Genomic DNA, 14,715 nt, shown 5'->3' on the forward strand with positions numbered 1-14,715 from the left:
GTCATTCCTTGAAATGAGAGGCTTCTAGGCGGGCGCGAAGGCGCCGCCCAGTGACCATATCGCCAGGAGTACTCGTGAGAACCTTGGTTTAGAGAGTCGACGCCAGTTTCCGGCGCCGCCGACAGATCGCCAGGAAAGAGCTGACGATGCTTGCAGACGCGGCGATCAAAGCGTCTGCTAGGAGCCCGGTATCAGGGCTCCATCCGCCGTTGCTGGTGGATCAGATCGACGATCTCTCCCTCGGGGCAATAGCCGCTGACGGTTTCCCGCAACAGTTGCCGCACCCGCGCGTAGTTGCCCTGGTCCACCGCCCTGAGCAGGTCCGCCAGGACGAGCTTGAAGCCCTCCCAGTGCATCAGCTCCTCGTTGGCCTTCATGATCATCGGATGCTCGGTGGCGCTGACGTTGTCGCCAATCAGCAGCTCCTCATAGAGCTTCTCGCCAGGCCGCAGACCGCTGAACTCGATGGAGATGTCGCCGTGGGGAGTTCGCTCGGAACGAACGCTCAGGCCCGACAGGTGGATCATCCGCTCGGCCAGTTCGAGGATCTTTACCGGCTGCCCCATGTCCAGCACGAAGACGTCGCCACCGCGCCCCATGGAGCCGGCCTGGATCACCAACTGGGCCGCCTCCGGGATGGTCATGAAGTACCGGGTGATGCCCGGATGGGTCACGGTGACCGGCCCGCCGCGCTTGATCTGCTCGCGGAACAGTGGGATGACCGAGCCGGACGAGCCGAGCACATTGCCGAAGCGCACCATGGTGAAACGGGTCTTATTGACCTGGTGCACCCCGGATTTATCGCCGAACAGCACTGGCGCCGATTCCTGGCTCAGGGCCTGGAGGATCATCTCCGCCAGGCGCTTGGTACTCCCCATCACATTGGTCGGGCGCACAGCCTTGTCAGTGGAAATCAGCACGAAGTGCTCGACACCAGCCTGCACCGCCACTTGCGCGGTATGCAGGGTCCCTATCACATTGTTCAGCACGCCCTCGGAAATGTTGTGCTCGACGATCGGCACGTGCTTGTAGGCAGCGGCGTGGTAAACGGTGACGACCTTCCAGGTGCGCATCACATCCAGCAGGCGCTCGGCGCTGCGCACGGACCCCAGGATCGGCACCAGTTGCACCGCGAGAGACTCGCGCTTGATGCGGTTTTCCAGCTCCTGGTGCACGCGGTAGAGGTTGTATTCGCTGTGCTCGAACAGCACCAGCACGGTGGGCGATGAGCCGAGGATCTGGCGGCAGAGCTCCGATCCGATGGAGCCGCCCGCACCCGTGACCATCACAACTTCGCCACGAATGCAGTGCTCGAACAACTCCTTGCGCGGCTCGACCGGGTCACGCCCAAGCAGGTCGGCGATGTCCACTTCCTGAATGTCGTCCACCCGAACCCGACCGTTAGCCAGCTCGATGAATCCCGGCACGCTTCGTACGTGAACCGGGTAGGGCTCGAGCAGGCCGAGGATTTCACGGCGCCGGGCGCGGGTAGCAGAAGGGATCGCCAGCAGCACTTCCTGGACCCCGGTCTCGTCGATCATCTGCTGGATGTGCTTGGGCTTGTAGACGCGCAGACCCGCGATAACGCGGTTGGCGATCTCGTCATCGTCATCGATGAAGGCCACCGGGCGCATCGCACGTCCCAGGCGCAACGCCGCCACCAGTTGGTTGCCGGCAGAACCGGCACCATACACCGCCACCTTGGGCAGGCCATCCTGTTGCTTGAGGAAGGGTACCGCCTGGACGGTGCTGTACCAGTCCCCCATGAAATACTGGCGCATGGCCAGGCGTAGGCCGCCGATCATCAACAGGCTTAGCCACCAGTAGTTCAGCACCAGAGAGCGCGGAACCATTTCGGTCACTGAGCGGTTCCAGTAGACCACTAGCGAGAGCAGCAGCGCCGAGATGGTCACCGCCTTCCAGATGGCGATCAGCGCGTCATTGCCCAGATAACGCATCACCGCACGGTACATGCCGAAGCGGATGAACAACGGGATCGCCACTGTCGGCGCCGCCACGAACAGCCAGCCATGAACGCGCAACGGATACTCCAGATCATCCGTACCCAGTCGCACGATGAACGCCAGCCACAGCGAGAACCACACCAGACAGATATCTGTGGCGACCTGCAATAGCCGTTTATGTCGTCTCGGAAGCCTCAGCAGGCGTTCTCGGAGCATCAGCGCTTGTCCTTAATCCCGAGCGGAGAAAATCATCCACTCGCTACATTGACCACCAAATCCGGCGGAGTTCAGCTCACATCCTGTTCATCCGGGCGTCCCGCACCCAGATGAGCTACGACAAGCACCAACGGAGCATAGGCCACAATCAGCGCCAGCAAACCCGAAACATGCCCCAGTGCAGCCAGCAACGCCAGCGGTAACAGCCACAGCAGGTTGATCAAGGTGACCCACAGCGATACCCGCAGATGACTGCCAAAGCGCCGTGATATGCGCTGGTATGCGTGGCTGCGATGTGCTTCGTAGACGCGCTCGCCACGCATCAGGCGATGCACCAGAGTGAAGGTCGCATCGACGATGAATGCGCCAAGCAGGATCAACCAGCTCCAGACCAGCGGCTGCGCTACCGACGCCGCCTGCAATGCCAGGCCGCCGAGGATCAACCCCAGGAATCCACTGCCCGCATCCCCCATGAAGATCCGCGCCGGGGGAAAGTTCCAGACCAGGAACCCCGCCGCCGCCATGCCCAGGATCAAGGGCAACCACACCAGTTGCGACTCGCCGACGAACCACCCGCAGAGGGCTCCGCCCAGGCAGACGCTGATAGCTTCCAGGCCGGCAATCCCGTCGATGCCGTCCATGAAGTTGTACAGGTTGAGCAGCCAGACCAGGAACACCACGCCCAGCAGGTCGCCGGCCAAACCCAGGTCCAAAGGTCCCCACGGCATAGTCAGCGCAGGCAGCCCACCGAGCCAGCCAAGCAGCCAGAACGCGGCGACAAAATGCCCGAGCAGCCGCCAACGCGCCGGAATATGACGGTGATCGTCCAGGAAACCTATGACCGCAACCAGAGAGCCGGCCGGCAATAGGGCCAACAGACTGCGGCCATCCACGGCGCCGAGAACAGCGGCCAGCGGTAGGCAGCCCAGGAAGCCCAACACTATGGCAACTCCGCCGCCGCGGGGCGTGGGAATCTGATGCGAACTGCGAGCGTTGGGAATATCCATGATGCTGCGCGCCAGTGCGTAGCGGCGCACGCCAGCAGTCATCACCCAGGATGCTATGAATACGACCACCAGCAGAATACCCATGCTCATCGTCCCTGCTCCTGATCACGCCCCTGCGCCGCTTCCCTCAGGGCTTGCTCGACGCTGACCGGCGGAGTCCAACCCAGTCGACTGCGCGTCGCGGAAATATCCACCTGCAGCGATCCCAGCAAGCGCTGGACCTGCCGGCTCCGCCCGGTCAGCAGCCCGAGCAGGCGCAGCAGCGCGGCGGGAACCGGCAGCAACCGCGGGCGAACCTCCAAAGCTCTGCTCAGGCCACGGCACAGCTGTGCCGTCGACAAATCTTCGCCGTCGCTAACCAGAAATACCTGCCCGGCGGCTGCCGGATGACGCGTGCAAAGCACCAGTAGGTCCACCAGGTTATCCCGCGCCACCAGGCTTCGACGATTATCGATAGAGCCAAAGGGCAACGGCAGGCGACGCTGCAAGGCGCGCATCAGGCTGGCGAAATTGGCCTTCACACCCGGACCATAGACCAGCGGCGGGCGCACCACAGCAACTTCGAGCCCGGTCTGGCGGGCCACGTCGAACAAAGCCTGTTCGGCTTCGAGCTTGGATTGCCCGTAAGGGTCCTGCGGTTGCGGCTCGGCGTCGGCAGTAAAGGGATGACCCGGCGCAGTCTCCTCGCCATTGACCTTGATCGAACTGACAAAGACGAAGCGCTTCGCACCAGCTGCCGCGGTCTGCTGCGCCAGATGCCGGGTCGCCTCGACGTTCACCGCGCGAAACTCGGCAAGCGGATCCGCCGCCTGCTCGTCCATGACATGAACGCGGGCAGCGCAGTGAATCACCACGTCCACCCCTTGCAGGGCCTGCGTCCAGGATTGCGCCACGCTCAACCCGTCGATGAGCGCCACCTCGACACCTTCGGGGTACTGTGCGATGGCGCCACGCTGGGCGACGCGAACCTGCACGTTATCTTCCTGGCACAAGCGCGCCAGTACGCCTCGGCCGACAAAACCGCTCGCACCCGTGAGAAGAACCTTCAATACAGTACCTGCAGAACCTGACGCCAGCGGCGTCTTCCATGTTTGAGCGAGCGCGTCAGAGCGGCGAAATGACCGGCCGCAGCGCATTCCAAGCGTGGCAACTGGGACATTGCCAGTGCAGTTCGCGGCCGGCAAAACCGCACTTGCCGCATCGATAGCGCGGCATTGTCTTATACAACCCGATGATTATTGGAGCGATTTTTCCCGTCGCCGAGTCTTTTTCCGTGTCGCTCCCCACTACTTCCAGGTATTCGCCCACACCTTGCCAGGAGGGATGGCGTTCCACCCGCTCCAGCATTCTTTCGCGCCAGCTGGAAGAACGCCCCGGCTGCTCGCTGTCGGCCAACAGCGCGAGGATCGCCGGCGGTACTTCCTCGCCCCCTGCCAGCTCGCGCAAACAAGCCAGCACCTCAGGCCGGGCAAGGCCGTCGTGGCGACGCAACAGCGGAACGATCTCGCCCAGGAAGGCCTTGGCATCGCTCGCCAGTTCGCCGATGGTGGCGACGGCAGCGGCCGGATCCTTGCGCCACAACTCGCAGTCCAGCCGCATCAGCAGAGCGCGTACACAGCGCTTGTCGACGCGACGAGCCTCGCGCAGCAGCTCCTGCATGGCACTGCGATCCCCAGTCTTGCCTTTTTCCTGAGCGAGCTCGCAGTAGTAGTTGGCCAGCGCCGCGCTCAACTCGGGCCGGCTCGACACCAGCCGGGCGGCCAGTTCGATCGCGCGGGACCAATTCTTCTCGCGCTCGCAGATGAGGCGCTGTTCATCCAGCGCCTCAAGCGAGATAGGCTCATCACGCTGCTGGGTCAGCTCGTCCAGCAACTCCTCGGCGCTGCCGAGCAAGCCGCCGGCAATATAGTCTCGAGCCAGCTCCAGGCGCACTTGCGCCACCAGCGAACCATCTTCGCCGGCGCGTCCCAGCAGGTCCTGGTGGATGTGAATGGCTTTCTCGATATCGCCACGGCGGCGGAACAGGTTGCCAACGTGAAGGTGGCTTTCGAGCGTTTCCGGGCTGACGACCAGGCCCTGGGAAAGGCTTTCCAGCGCGTCGTCGGAATGTCGCTCCAGCAGATTGTGCATGCTGTGGACGCGCGCCCGGAGGTTCGACTCGGACGCTGGCTGGGTTCGGGAAAGAGAGCGACGCCCCATCCACCAGCCGATGGCCAGGGCACAGAAGAAGAACAGCGTGGCGATGACGCTAGGCATGGTCCGTCAGCGACTTTTCACGCAGCGCGTCATTCTCCTTGCGGAAACGGGTGACTTCTGAACGCAGCCCGGTCATGCGGACGTGCGTCTTAGCGCGGAAGGGAATGCTCAGCAGCAGGCCGATCACGCCGCCGACGATGAAGGCAAGGGAGATGAAGACTACCAGCGGCCACTGCGGCGACTGCCAGCCGAGGAAGGTCAGCTGCGCGGGCTGCAGGTTTTCAAGGACGAAAACCACGACGACGGCAGCCAGGACGACCAGTGCCAGAATCAGCAGGAAACGTTTTGCCCGAAGCATGGACACTCCTTCTTGAAGACGGATACCCCGGGTTCATTCGGGTTCGTTGACGCGGTCGCGCAACTCCTTGCCAGGCTTGAAGTGCGGGACGAACTTGCCATCCAGGCGCACGGACTCGCCGGTCTTCGGGTTGCGGCCGGTGCGCGGCGCACGGTAATGCAGCGAGAAGCTACCGAAACCCCGGATTTCGATGCGATCCCCAGTGGCCAGAGCCTGGGACATTTGCTCAAGCATGGTCTTGATCGCCAGCTCCACATCCTTTGCGGAAAGCTGCCCCTGATGGGTGACGATTCTCTCGATCAACTCCGACTTGGTCATGGTTTTCCCTTCTTTTTCAAGCGGCTAGATCAGCTCTAGGTTCTTTTAGCATGCTGGTCATGCTTTGAACAGCCCGAACGGGAAGGATGTGTTTTCATCCGGTCAAGTAGTTGGCAAATAAAAAATGGCCGATTCCAGGGGAAGGAATCGGCCACGATCGCGCCCAGGAGCGGGGGGACGCGCAAACAGGAAACGGATCAGGCGATGGCGGCGAGCTGCGCCTTGGCCTTGGCCAGGCCCTTCTCGGCGAATTCGCCGCCCATGTTCAGGCCTTCGGCGTGGATGAAGGTCACGTCATGGATGCCGACGAAACCCAACGCCTGGCGCAGGTACGGCTCCTGGTGATCCAGCGCGCCGCCGGCGTAGACACCGCCACGGCTGGTCAGGACGAAGGCACGCTTGCCGGTGAGCAGGCCCTGCGGGCCGGTCTCGGTGTACTTGAAGGTGACGCCGGCGCGCAGCACATGGTCCAGCCAGGACTTCAGGGTGCTGGGGATGGCGAAGTTGTACATCGGCGCAGCCAGGACCAGCACGTCGGCAGCCTGCAGTTCGGCGGTCAGTTGGTTGGAGCGTTCGAGCGCGGCGCGTTCGATCTCGCTGTGCTCCTGAGCCGGCTTCATCCAGCCGCCTAGCAGATTGGCGTCCAGGTGCGGCACCTGCTCGACGGCCAGGTCGCGCACCTGGATCTCGTCGGCCGGGTGAGCGGCCTGCCACTGGGCGATGAAATCGCGGGTCAGTTGGCGGGAAACGGAACCTTCCTGACGGGCACTGCTTTCGATAACCAGGACGCGGGACATGGACTGGACCTCCATCGGTCGTTGAATGTGTCGATGGAGGTCATCCTAAAGATGAACAAATCGATAAAAAAGCGTAAATAGTCGCTTCTAATTATCGAATAAATTGATTTCTTACCTGACTGCTTCTAGTCTTGGGGGAACTCAGGAAGGGTTGCAGGTCAGCTTGATGCGCAGCTTGATCACTGCGCGGCTGAAGCTGGAAGTCAGGTTGGCCTCCTTGCCGGGTGCAATGGTCGCCTTGCGCACATGCGGCGTCTCGGGACCGTTGACGAAGACCGCAGTGCAGGTCACCGGCTGCTGGCCGCCGTTGCGCAGAAGGATCGCCCCCATCTGGTCACCGATGTCCTGGGTCTCGATATCCACCTCGGTGCCATTGAGGCTCTTTTGCACTTCGATGGGATAGGCCAGGGCGGTCAGCGGAAGCATGGCCAGAACGGCACAACAGAATTTTTTCATGGCGGTCTCTTGTAGGTCTTCTGCGGACCGCCAGAGTAGACAAGAGGAAGCGAGGATGAAAGCGCCCCGCGTTACCCTGGATCAGTGGAGAACCCTGCAGGCCGTGGTCGACCATGGCGGCTTCGCCCAGGCGGCGGAAGCCCTGCACCGTTCGCAGTCGTCGATCAGCTACACCGTGGCGCGCATGCAGGAGCAGCTCGGCGTGCCGCTGTTGCGCATCGACGGGCGCAAGGCCGTGCTCACCGAAGCCGGCGAGGTACTCCTGCGCCGCTCACGGCAACTGGTGAAATCCGCCGGCCAGCTGGAAGAGCTGGCCCACCATATGGAGCAGGGCTGGGAGCCGGAAGTGCGCCTGGTTGTCGACGCCGCCTATCCCACCGTGCGTCTGGTGCGCTCGCTGTCGGCCTTCATGCCGCAGAGTCGCGGCTGTCGCGTGCTGCTGCGCGAGGAAGTGCTGTCGGGCGTAGAGGAAGCGCTGGTGCAGGGCCATGCGGATCTCGCCATCAGCGGCCTGAACATTCCCGGCCACTTGGGCGCAGACCTATCCATCGTCGACTTCGTCGCTGTCGCCCACCCCGATCATCCGCTGCATCGCCTGCAACGCGAGGTCACCCACCAGGATCTGGAAACCCAGATGCAGGTAGTGATCCGCGACTCCGGCCGCCTGCAACCGCGCGACGTCGGCTGGCTCGGCGCCGAGCAACGCTGGACCGTCGGCAGCCTCGCCACTGCCGCCACCTTCGTCAGCAACGGCCTGGGCTTCGCCTGGCTGCCGCGACACATGATCGAGCGCGAACTGCGCGACGGCCAGCTCAAGCCCTTGTTGATGAAACAGGGCGGCGTGCGCGAGAGCCGCTTCTATCTTTATCCGAACAAGGAAAAGCCCCTGGGCCCGGCCACGCAGATACTCGTGGAACTGCTGACCACCTTCGCCAACGTGCCCCTCGACGCCCATTTCGCCGCCCCGGAAAGCCCGGCCTGAGCCCACAGCCGCCCGAACAAGGAGCCCGTCATGCCGTTCTTCGACCACGCCGGTCATCGCCTGCACTACGAGGAAAGCGGTTTCGGCACGCTGGTGCTGCTGGTGCATGGGCTCGGTTCCAGCACCCGCGACTGGGAATACCAGGTGCCGGAGCTGGAGAAACGTCATCGGGTGATCGCCCTCGACGTACGCGGCCACGGCCAGTCGGACAAACCGCGCCAGCGTTACAGCATCGCCGCCTTCGCCGAGGACGTGATCGCCCTGCTCGATCACCTGAGCCTGGGACGTGTGCACCTGGTGGGCATCAGCATGGGCGGCATGATCGGCTTCGAACTCGCCACCCGCTGGCCGGAGCGGCTGAACAGCCTGACCATCGTCAACAGCGCCCCGGAAGTGAAACCGCACAGCCTGCGCGAGTACCTGGAAGTGGCGCGCCGGCTGTTCCTCGCCCACGTGTTGGGCCTGGATACGGTAGGCAAGGCGCTGGGCAAGATGCTCTTCCCCAAGCCCGAACAGAGCGACCTGCGCCGCAAGATCCAGCAACGCTGGCCGCAGAACGACAAGCGCGCCTACCTCTCCAGCCTCCACGCTATCATCGGCTGGGGTGTGCAGGAACGCCTGGCGCGCATAACCTGTCCAACCCTGGTGATCAGCGCCGACCGCGACTACACCCCGGTCTCGCTCAAGCAGGCCTATGTCGGACGCATGCCCAACGCACGTCTGGTGGTGATCGAGGACTCGCGCCACGCCACGCCGCTGGACCAGCCGGAAAGATTCAATACCACCCTGCTCGACTTCCTCGAGCAGGTCGACCATCCCTAGAACCCTCAGGAAACATCCGCCAAATGACCCTGTTCAAACGCATCCTGCTCGCCGCCTGCTCCCTGGTCCTGGCCGGCTCGGCAATCGCCGCCGACGCCAACAAGCCCCACGTGCTGCTGTCCACCACCTCGGGTGAAATCGAAATCGAGCTGTACGCCGACAAGGCACCGATTTCCGTGAAGAACTACCTGTCCTACGTCGACAGTGGCTTCTACAACGGCACCATCTTCCATCGCGTGATTCCCAACTTCATGATCCAGGGCGGCGGATTCACCGAAGCCATGAAGGAGAAGGACACCCAGGCGCCGATCAAGAACGAGGCCGACAACGGCCTGCTCAACGAGCGCGGCACCCTGGCCATGGCACGCACCAGCGATGTGAATTCCGCCACCAGCCAGTTCTTCATCAACCTGACCGGCAACGACTTCCTCAACCACGGCGCCCGCGATTTCGGCTACGCGGTGTTCGGCAAGGTCGTGCGCGGCATGGGCGTGGTCGACCAGATCGCCGGCGTGAAGACCGGCAACCGCGGCATGTTCCAGGACGTACCGACCACCCCGGTGGTCATCCTCTCCGCCAAGCGTCTGTGATTCTGCGGAACCACGGCTGACGGAGGCCATTCAAGGCGAGCCCAGGACGGGCTCGCCGACACAACCCGAGAGCCATCATGCTTTACCGTCGTTTCGAACGTCTGATCGATCCCTTCCGCGACACCCCCGAGCGCATGCCGCCTTCCGACGTCGTCCGCTTCTACGTCTACTACCTGCGCCAGGTCTGGCCGGTCTTCCTCGCCCTGCTCTTCGTCGGGCTGATCGTCGCACTGATCGAAGTCGCGCTGTTCAGCTACCTGGGGCGCATCGTCGACCTCGCGCAAGGCACCGCGCCTGCCAACTTCTTCACCGTGCACGGCCGCGAGCTGATCTGGATGGCGGTGGTTGCGCTGGTCCTGCGCCCGGTATTCAACGGCCTGCACGACATGCTGGTGCACCAGAGCATCAACCCCAGCATGACCAACCTGATCCGCTGGCAGAACCACCGCTACGTGCTCAAGCAGAGCCTGGGCTTCTTCCAGAACGACTTCGCCGGGCGCATCGCCCAGCGCATCATGCAGACCGGCAACTCCCTGCGCGATTCCGCCGTGCAGGTAGTCGACGCCATCTGGCACGTGGTGATCTACACCGTCAGCGCCCTGGTGCTGTTCGCCGAGGCTGACTGGCGCCTGATGATTCCGCTGGCGCTCTGGGTGTTCGGCTACGTCGGCGCGCTGGCTTACTTCGTGCCCCAGGTGAAGAGCCGCTCGGTGGCAGCCTCGGACTCGCGCTCCAAGCTCATGGGGCGGATCGTCGACGGCTACACCAACATCACCACCCTCAAGCTGTTCGCCCACACGCGCCAGGAAGAGGACTACGCCCGCGAAGCCATCGACGACCAGACCCGCAAGGCCCAGCGCGCCGGGCGCGTGGTGACCTCGATGGACGTCACCATCACCATCTTCAATGGCCTGCTGATCGCCGGCACTACGGGCCTCGCCCTGTGGCTGTGGACCCAATCGCTGATCTCGGTCGGCGCCATCGCCCTGGCCACCGGCCTGGTCATCCGCATCAACAACATGTCCGGCTGGATCATGTGGGTGGTCGGCGGCATCTTCGAGAACGTCGGACAGGTGCAGGACGGCATGCAGACCATCGCCCTGCCCCGCCAGGTGACCGATGCGCCCGACGCCAAACCGCTGGTGGTGAAGCACGGCGAAGTGCGCTTCGACCAGGTGAACTTCAGCTACGGCAAGGGCGGCGGCCTGATCAGCGGCCTCGACCTGACCGTGCGCCCCGGCGAGAAGATCGGCCTGGTCGGTCCTTCCGGTGCCGGCAAGTCGACCCTGGTTAACCTGCTGCTGCGCCTGTATGACCTGGAGGGCGGACGCATCCTGATCGACGGCCAGGACATCGCCCACGTGACCCAGGAAAGCCTGCGCGCGCAGATCGGCATGGTCACCCAGGACACCTCGCTGCTACACCGCTCGATCCGCTCCAACCTGCTCTACGGCCGCCCGGATGCCGGCGAGGCCGAGTTGCAGGACGCGATCCAGAAGGCCCGCGCCTCGGAGTTCATCCCGCAGCTGAGCGACGCAGAAGGGCGCACTGGCCTCGACGCTCACGTCGGCGAGCGCGGCGTCAAGCTCTCCGGCGGCCAACGCCAGCGCATCGCGATCACCCGTGTGCTACTCAAGGACGCGCCGATCCTGATCCTCGACGAGGCCACCTCGGCGCTGGATTCGGAAGTGGAAGCGGCGATCCAGGAAAGCCTGGAGACCCTGATGCAGGGCAAGACAGTGATCGCCATTGCCCACCGTCTCTCGACCATTGCGCGCATGGATCGCCTGGTGGTGCTGGAGCACGGTCGCGTGGTCGAGAGCGGCAGCCATGCCGAGCTGCTCGCCCATGGCGGGCTCTATGCGCGGCTGTGGCGACACCAGACCGGCGGGTTTGTCGGGGTGGATTGATCACGCCCCGCGCACGACCGTCCACGATTGTGCGTCGGAGCTTCCCTAGGAGCGGGCCATGCCCGCGATCAGCGTCGACAGGCAGTGCCTGATTCACAAGTCCTCGCGATACTCCCCCGGCGTCTTGCCGAACCAGCGGCGGAAGGCGCGGAAGAAGTTGCTCGGCTCCGAGAACCCCAGCAGGTAGGCAATCTCCAGCAGCGTCATGCGCGGCGTGGCGAGGTACTGCTGGGCCAGTTCGCGACGCGTATCGTCGAGCAGTTGCTGGTAGCTGGTGCCCTCTTCCTGCAGGCGACGCTGCAGCGTGCGCTCGGACAGGTGCAGCGCCTGCGCCACGCTCTCGCGCTTGGGTTCGCCTTGCGGCAACAGGCGACACAGCACCTGACGCGTCTGGTGGCTGAAGCGGCTGCTGACGAAGCGCGCCAGGTACTCCCCGGCGAAACGGTCGTGCAGCCGCGCCAGCTCCTCGTTGGCGGTGGGCAGCGGCGCGCTCATGTCCTCGTGGGAGAACAGCATCGCGCAGTCCGCATGGCCGAAGCTCAGCGGCGCCTGAAACAGCTCGCAGTAGGGTTCGACATCCGGCGGCGCCTCACCAGCCAGGCGCACCTCCAACGGCTTGATCGCCCGCCCGGTGATCCAGCGCAGCATGGCGATCAGGCTCGCCAGCGAGCACTCCGCGCTCTGCCGCGGCACGGGCAGGAGATCACCATGGACGACGATGCGGTACAGGCAGCCCTCAGGCAGGCGGCGGAAGGTCAGGTCGGCACCCTCGGCGATGATCCGCTGGTAGCGCTCCAGGCGCTCGAAACCCTCGCCCAGGTTGCGGCTGGACATCAGCGCATAGCCCACCACGGGGAACGCCGGCGTATGCACGCGAGCGATGTTCAGGCCGATGGCCGGGTTGCCGGACAGCTCCACGGCGCGGTTCCACAGGCGGCTCATGGCGTCTTGCGGGAAGCGCGCATCGGGGTCGTCGAGGGCGGCGAAATCAAGCCCCAGTTCGGCGAACAGCGCGCGGCAGTCGAGGCCTTCCAGCTCCAGCGACTGGACGATCCCCCGCACCCAGCTCGACAGGGTCGTACGCTCAGGCATGCAATTTCTTCTGGTTATGGTGGTGATCCGCGCCGATCGGCCGGAGAAGCCGGCGGCACAGGGGGATACTAAACTGGCCCCCTATGTCATCCGCAAGTCTGAAGGCACCAGCCTACACTGGCGCCATCACAACAACAGGAGGTGCGCCATGAGCACCCAGACCGCCGATCGATTCCAGAGCTTCGCCGAGTTCTACCCGTACTACCTGCAGGAACACAGCAACGCCGTGTGCCGCCGCCTGCACTACGTGGGCAGCCTGCTGGTGCTGTCGATCCTCGCCTACGCCATTTTCAGCGGCCACCTGCTGTGGCTGCTGGCCATGCCGCTGGCCGGCTACGGCTTCGCCTGGGTCGGCCACTTCGTGTTCGAGAAGAACCGCCCAGCCACCTTCAAGTACCCGCTGTGGTCGCTGATGGGCGACTGGGTAATGCTCAAGGACGCCTTCACCGGGCGCATCCGCTTCTGAGTCACTGAGCGATCAGCGCGCGGCGTTACGCAGCGACGCGCGCTCGAACAACAGCGCCTGTACTTCCCCGCCGGCATGCTGGGCAACGCGCCGCCAGCTCGAGGGAACGTCGGGAATCTCCTGGTCGTTGTAGCGACTCATCACCAGCCACACGCGGCCATCGCCTGGCGGCAGGTCGGCCAGGCGATCGACGAAGCTGTGCTGGCGGTCGTCGATCAGCGAACCGAAGCCATACTCGCCAGGTCGCCCGGAAGAGCCGTCGTCCGCCGGCGCGGTATAGAGCAGCGGCTCGATGCCGGTGCGGTTGTAGTAACGGAATGCCAGGTACCAGAGGATGTCGTCGACTACCACCCGGTCCCCCACGTGGTAATGGGCGTTGACGTAGTCGACCATCCCGTCGAACTGCTCGTCCGGGTCCGTTTCGAGGGCACGCTCCAGCCCCATGCCCTGCAGGCCGAGCAGCGTTGCCAGCATCACTGCGCCGAGAACGCGCCGCGCCTCCAGCAGGCGGTCCAGCGCCAGCGCGAACAGCAGCGGCAGGCCGAGGGCAAAGGCCGTCAGGTAGCGCTCGACGAACACCGGCGAAACGAAGGACACACCATACAGCCCCAGCAGCGGCAGGCCGACGTACAGCGAGACCAACACGCCAGCGCGCTGGCGGCTGCGATCGTGACGCAGTACCAGCAACATCGCCCCCACCACCAGCAACGGCACGCCCGCCAGCAGGGGCCAGGACAGCTCGTTACCATCGGATTGCGCCAGCCATTGCCAGAGCATGGAGGGAACGGAACGGCCATCCACCGGCGGCTCCCAGCCCACGTCGCCACCGGCGACCAGCACAGCCATATGCCGAACCAGGTCCAGCAGGCCGGGCAACCAGGGCAGGAACAGCACGGCGATGGCCAGGTTGGCCAGCCACCAGTCGCGGCGGCGCAGCGGAGTGTTCGGCAGCGACGCCAGCCAGGCCCAATGCACGAGCAGGCCGAACAGGCTGAAGTAGTGGGTGTAGAAAGCCGCCGTCATCAGCAGCACGTAGACCAGCAGATGACGACGCTTGCCCTCCTCCAGCCAGTAGAGCAAGGCCAGAGTCGCCGCCAGCAACCAGCAGCCGAGCAGCGAATACATGCGCACTTCCTGGCTATAGCGCACCGCCGTCGGCAGCACCACCAGCAGCAGAACGGCGAGCCAGGCCGCGCGGCGACTGGCGAGGCGCCAGGCCAGCCAGCCACCGAGGAATACCGCGAGCGTGCCGAATACCGCACTGAACAGGCGCAGCGAGAACACGCCCTCGCCCAGCTGCCCGGTCCACAGGTGCAGCAGATAGAAGTACAGCGGCGGATGCACGTCACGGGCGGCGTGCTGCCAGAGTTGCAGCGGCGAATAGCGGGCGAGGAACAGGCTGGAGCTTTCGTCGCCCCAGATGGCCGAACCGGTCAGCTCATACAGGCGCAGACACAGAGCTAGCGCCAGCAGCGGCAGGAACCACCACTGGCGCAACAAGGCAAACAGACTCGGGGACTCGCGGGAAGACATCACAGCCT

The 14,715-nt window shown here is 64.2% G+C and carries 15 protein-coding genes; 5 read left to right on the top strand and 10 right to left on the bottom strand.

Going from position 1 to position 14,715, the window contains the following annotated elements:
- Positions 1-191 precede the first annotated feature (191 nt).
- From IB274_RS00870 to IB274_RS00905, 8 genes are all read right to left on the bottom strand, one after another.
- The gene (locus tag IB274_RS00870; RefSeq protein WP_192430248.1) at positions 192-2,180 is read right to left on the bottom strand and encodes a polysaccharide biosynthesis protein; all 1,989 of its coding nucleotides are present in this window, start codon (positions 2,178-2,180) and stop codon (positions 192-194) included.
- A gap of 71 nt (positions 2,181-2,251) precedes the next feature.
- A complete protein-coding gene (locus tag IB274_RS00875; protein ID WP_192430249.1) occupies positions 2,252-3,277 on the bottom strand; it encodes an MraY family glycosyltransferase in 1,026 nt (341 codons plus the stop codon).
- Complete coding sequence (locus tag IB274_RS00880; RefSeq protein ID WP_192430250.1) at positions 3,274-4,236, bottom strand: UDP-glucose 4-epimerase family protein; 963 nt, start codon at positions 4,234-4,236, stop codon at positions 3,274-3,276. Before IB274_RS00880 ends, IB274_RS00875 begins: the two co-directional genes overlap by 4 nt.
- A gap of 55 nt (positions 4,237-4,291) precedes the next feature.
- Positions 4,292-5,443: a tetratricopeptide repeat protein gene (locus IB274_RS00885; protein ID WP_192430251.1), complete on the bottom strand. Its 1,152-nt coding sequence runs from the start codon at positions 5,441-5,443 to the stop codon at positions 4,292-4,294.
- A complete protein-coding gene (locus IB274_RS00890; protein ID WP_081519338.1) occupies positions 5,436-5,741 on the bottom strand; it encodes a lipopolysaccharide assembly LapA domain-containing protein in 306 nt (101 codons plus the stop codon). Before IB274_RS00890 ends, IB274_RS00885 begins: the two co-directional genes overlap by 8 nt.
- A gap of 33 nt (positions 5,742-5,774) precedes the next feature.
- The gene (gene ihfB, locus IB274_RS00895) at positions 5,775-6,059 is read right to left on the bottom strand and encodes an integration host factor subunit beta (protein WP_015478091.1); all 285 of its coding nucleotides are present in this window, start codon (positions 6,057-6,059) and stop codon (positions 5,775-5,777) included.
- Between the two features lie 197 nt (positions 6,060-6,256).
- Positions 6,257-6,856: an FMN-dependent NADH-azoreductase gene (locus IB274_RS00900; protein ID WP_192430252.1), complete on the bottom strand. Its 600-nt coding sequence runs from the start codon at positions 6,854-6,856 to the stop codon at positions 6,257-6,259.
- A gap of 141 nt (positions 6,857-6,997) precedes the next feature.
- Positions 6,998-7,312: a 3-phosphoglycerate kinase gene (locus tag IB274_RS00905; protein WP_192430253.1), complete on the bottom strand. Its 315-nt coding sequence runs from the start codon at positions 7,310-7,312 to the stop codon at positions 6,998-7,000.
- A 55-nt stretch (positions 7,313-7,367) separates the two neighbouring features.
- Here IB274_RS00905 and IB274_RS00910 point away from each other — a divergent pair, with 55 nt between their 5' ends.
- From IB274_RS00910 to IB274_RS00925, 4 genes are all read left to right on the top strand, one after another.
- Positions 7,368-8,294, top strand: coding sequence for a LysR family transcriptional regulator (locus IB274_RS00910; protein ID WP_081519335.1), 927 nt, complete (start codon positions 7,368-7,370; stop codon positions 8,292-8,294).
- A 30-nt stretch (positions 8,295-8,324) separates the two neighbouring features.
- Positions 8,325-9,116, top strand: a complete 792-nt coding sequence (locus IB274_RS00915) for an alpha/beta fold hydrolase (protein WP_192430254.1) — start codon at positions 8,325-8,327, stop codon at positions 9,114-9,116.
- A gap of 29 nt (positions 9,117-9,145) precedes the next feature.
- On the top strand, positions 9,146-9,706 hold the full coding sequence (locus IB274_RS00920; RefSeq protein WP_192430895.1) for a peptidylprolyl isomerase: 561 nt from the start codon (positions 9,146-9,148) through the stop codon (positions 9,704-9,706).
- 77 nt (positions 9,707-9,783) lie between these two features.
- On the top strand, positions 9,784-11,616 hold the full coding sequence (locus IB274_RS00925; RefSeq protein WP_192430255.1) for an ABC transporter ATP-binding protein: 1,833 nt from the start codon (positions 9,784-9,786) through the stop codon (positions 11,614-11,616).
- A gap of 93 nt (positions 11,617-11,709) precedes the next feature.
- On the opposite strand, the gene IB274_RS00930 is transcribed toward IB274_RS00925, so the two are convergent.
- Positions 11,710-12,708, bottom strand: coding sequence for an AraC family transcriptional regulator (locus tag IB274_RS00930; RefSeq protein WP_192430256.1), 999 nt, complete (start codon positions 12,706-12,708; stop codon positions 11,710-11,712).
- Between the two features lie 148 nt (positions 12,709-12,856).
- Between IB274_RS00930 and IB274_RS00935 the strand changes: the two genes are divergently transcribed.
- Entirely contained in the window at positions 12,857-13,174 is a 318-nt protein-coding gene (locus tag IB274_RS00935; RefSeq protein WP_192430257.1) for an Mpo1-like protein, read from the top strand.
- 12 nt (positions 13,175-13,186) lie between these two features.
- Here IB274_RS00935 and IB274_RS00940 read toward each other — a convergent pair whose 3' ends face one another.
- Positions 13,187-14,707: a glycosyltransferase family 39 protein gene (locus IB274_RS00940; protein ID WP_192430258.1), complete on the bottom strand. Its 1,521-nt coding sequence runs from the start codon at positions 14,705-14,707 to the stop codon at positions 13,187-13,189.
- Between the last annotated feature and the right edge of the window lie 8 nt (positions 14,708-14,715).

It is taken from the genome of Pseudomonas sp. PDM18, from assembly GCF_014852585.1.
Taxonomy (GTDB): Bacteria; Pseudomonadota; Gammaproteobacteria; order Pseudomonadales; family Pseudomonadaceae; genus Pseudomonas.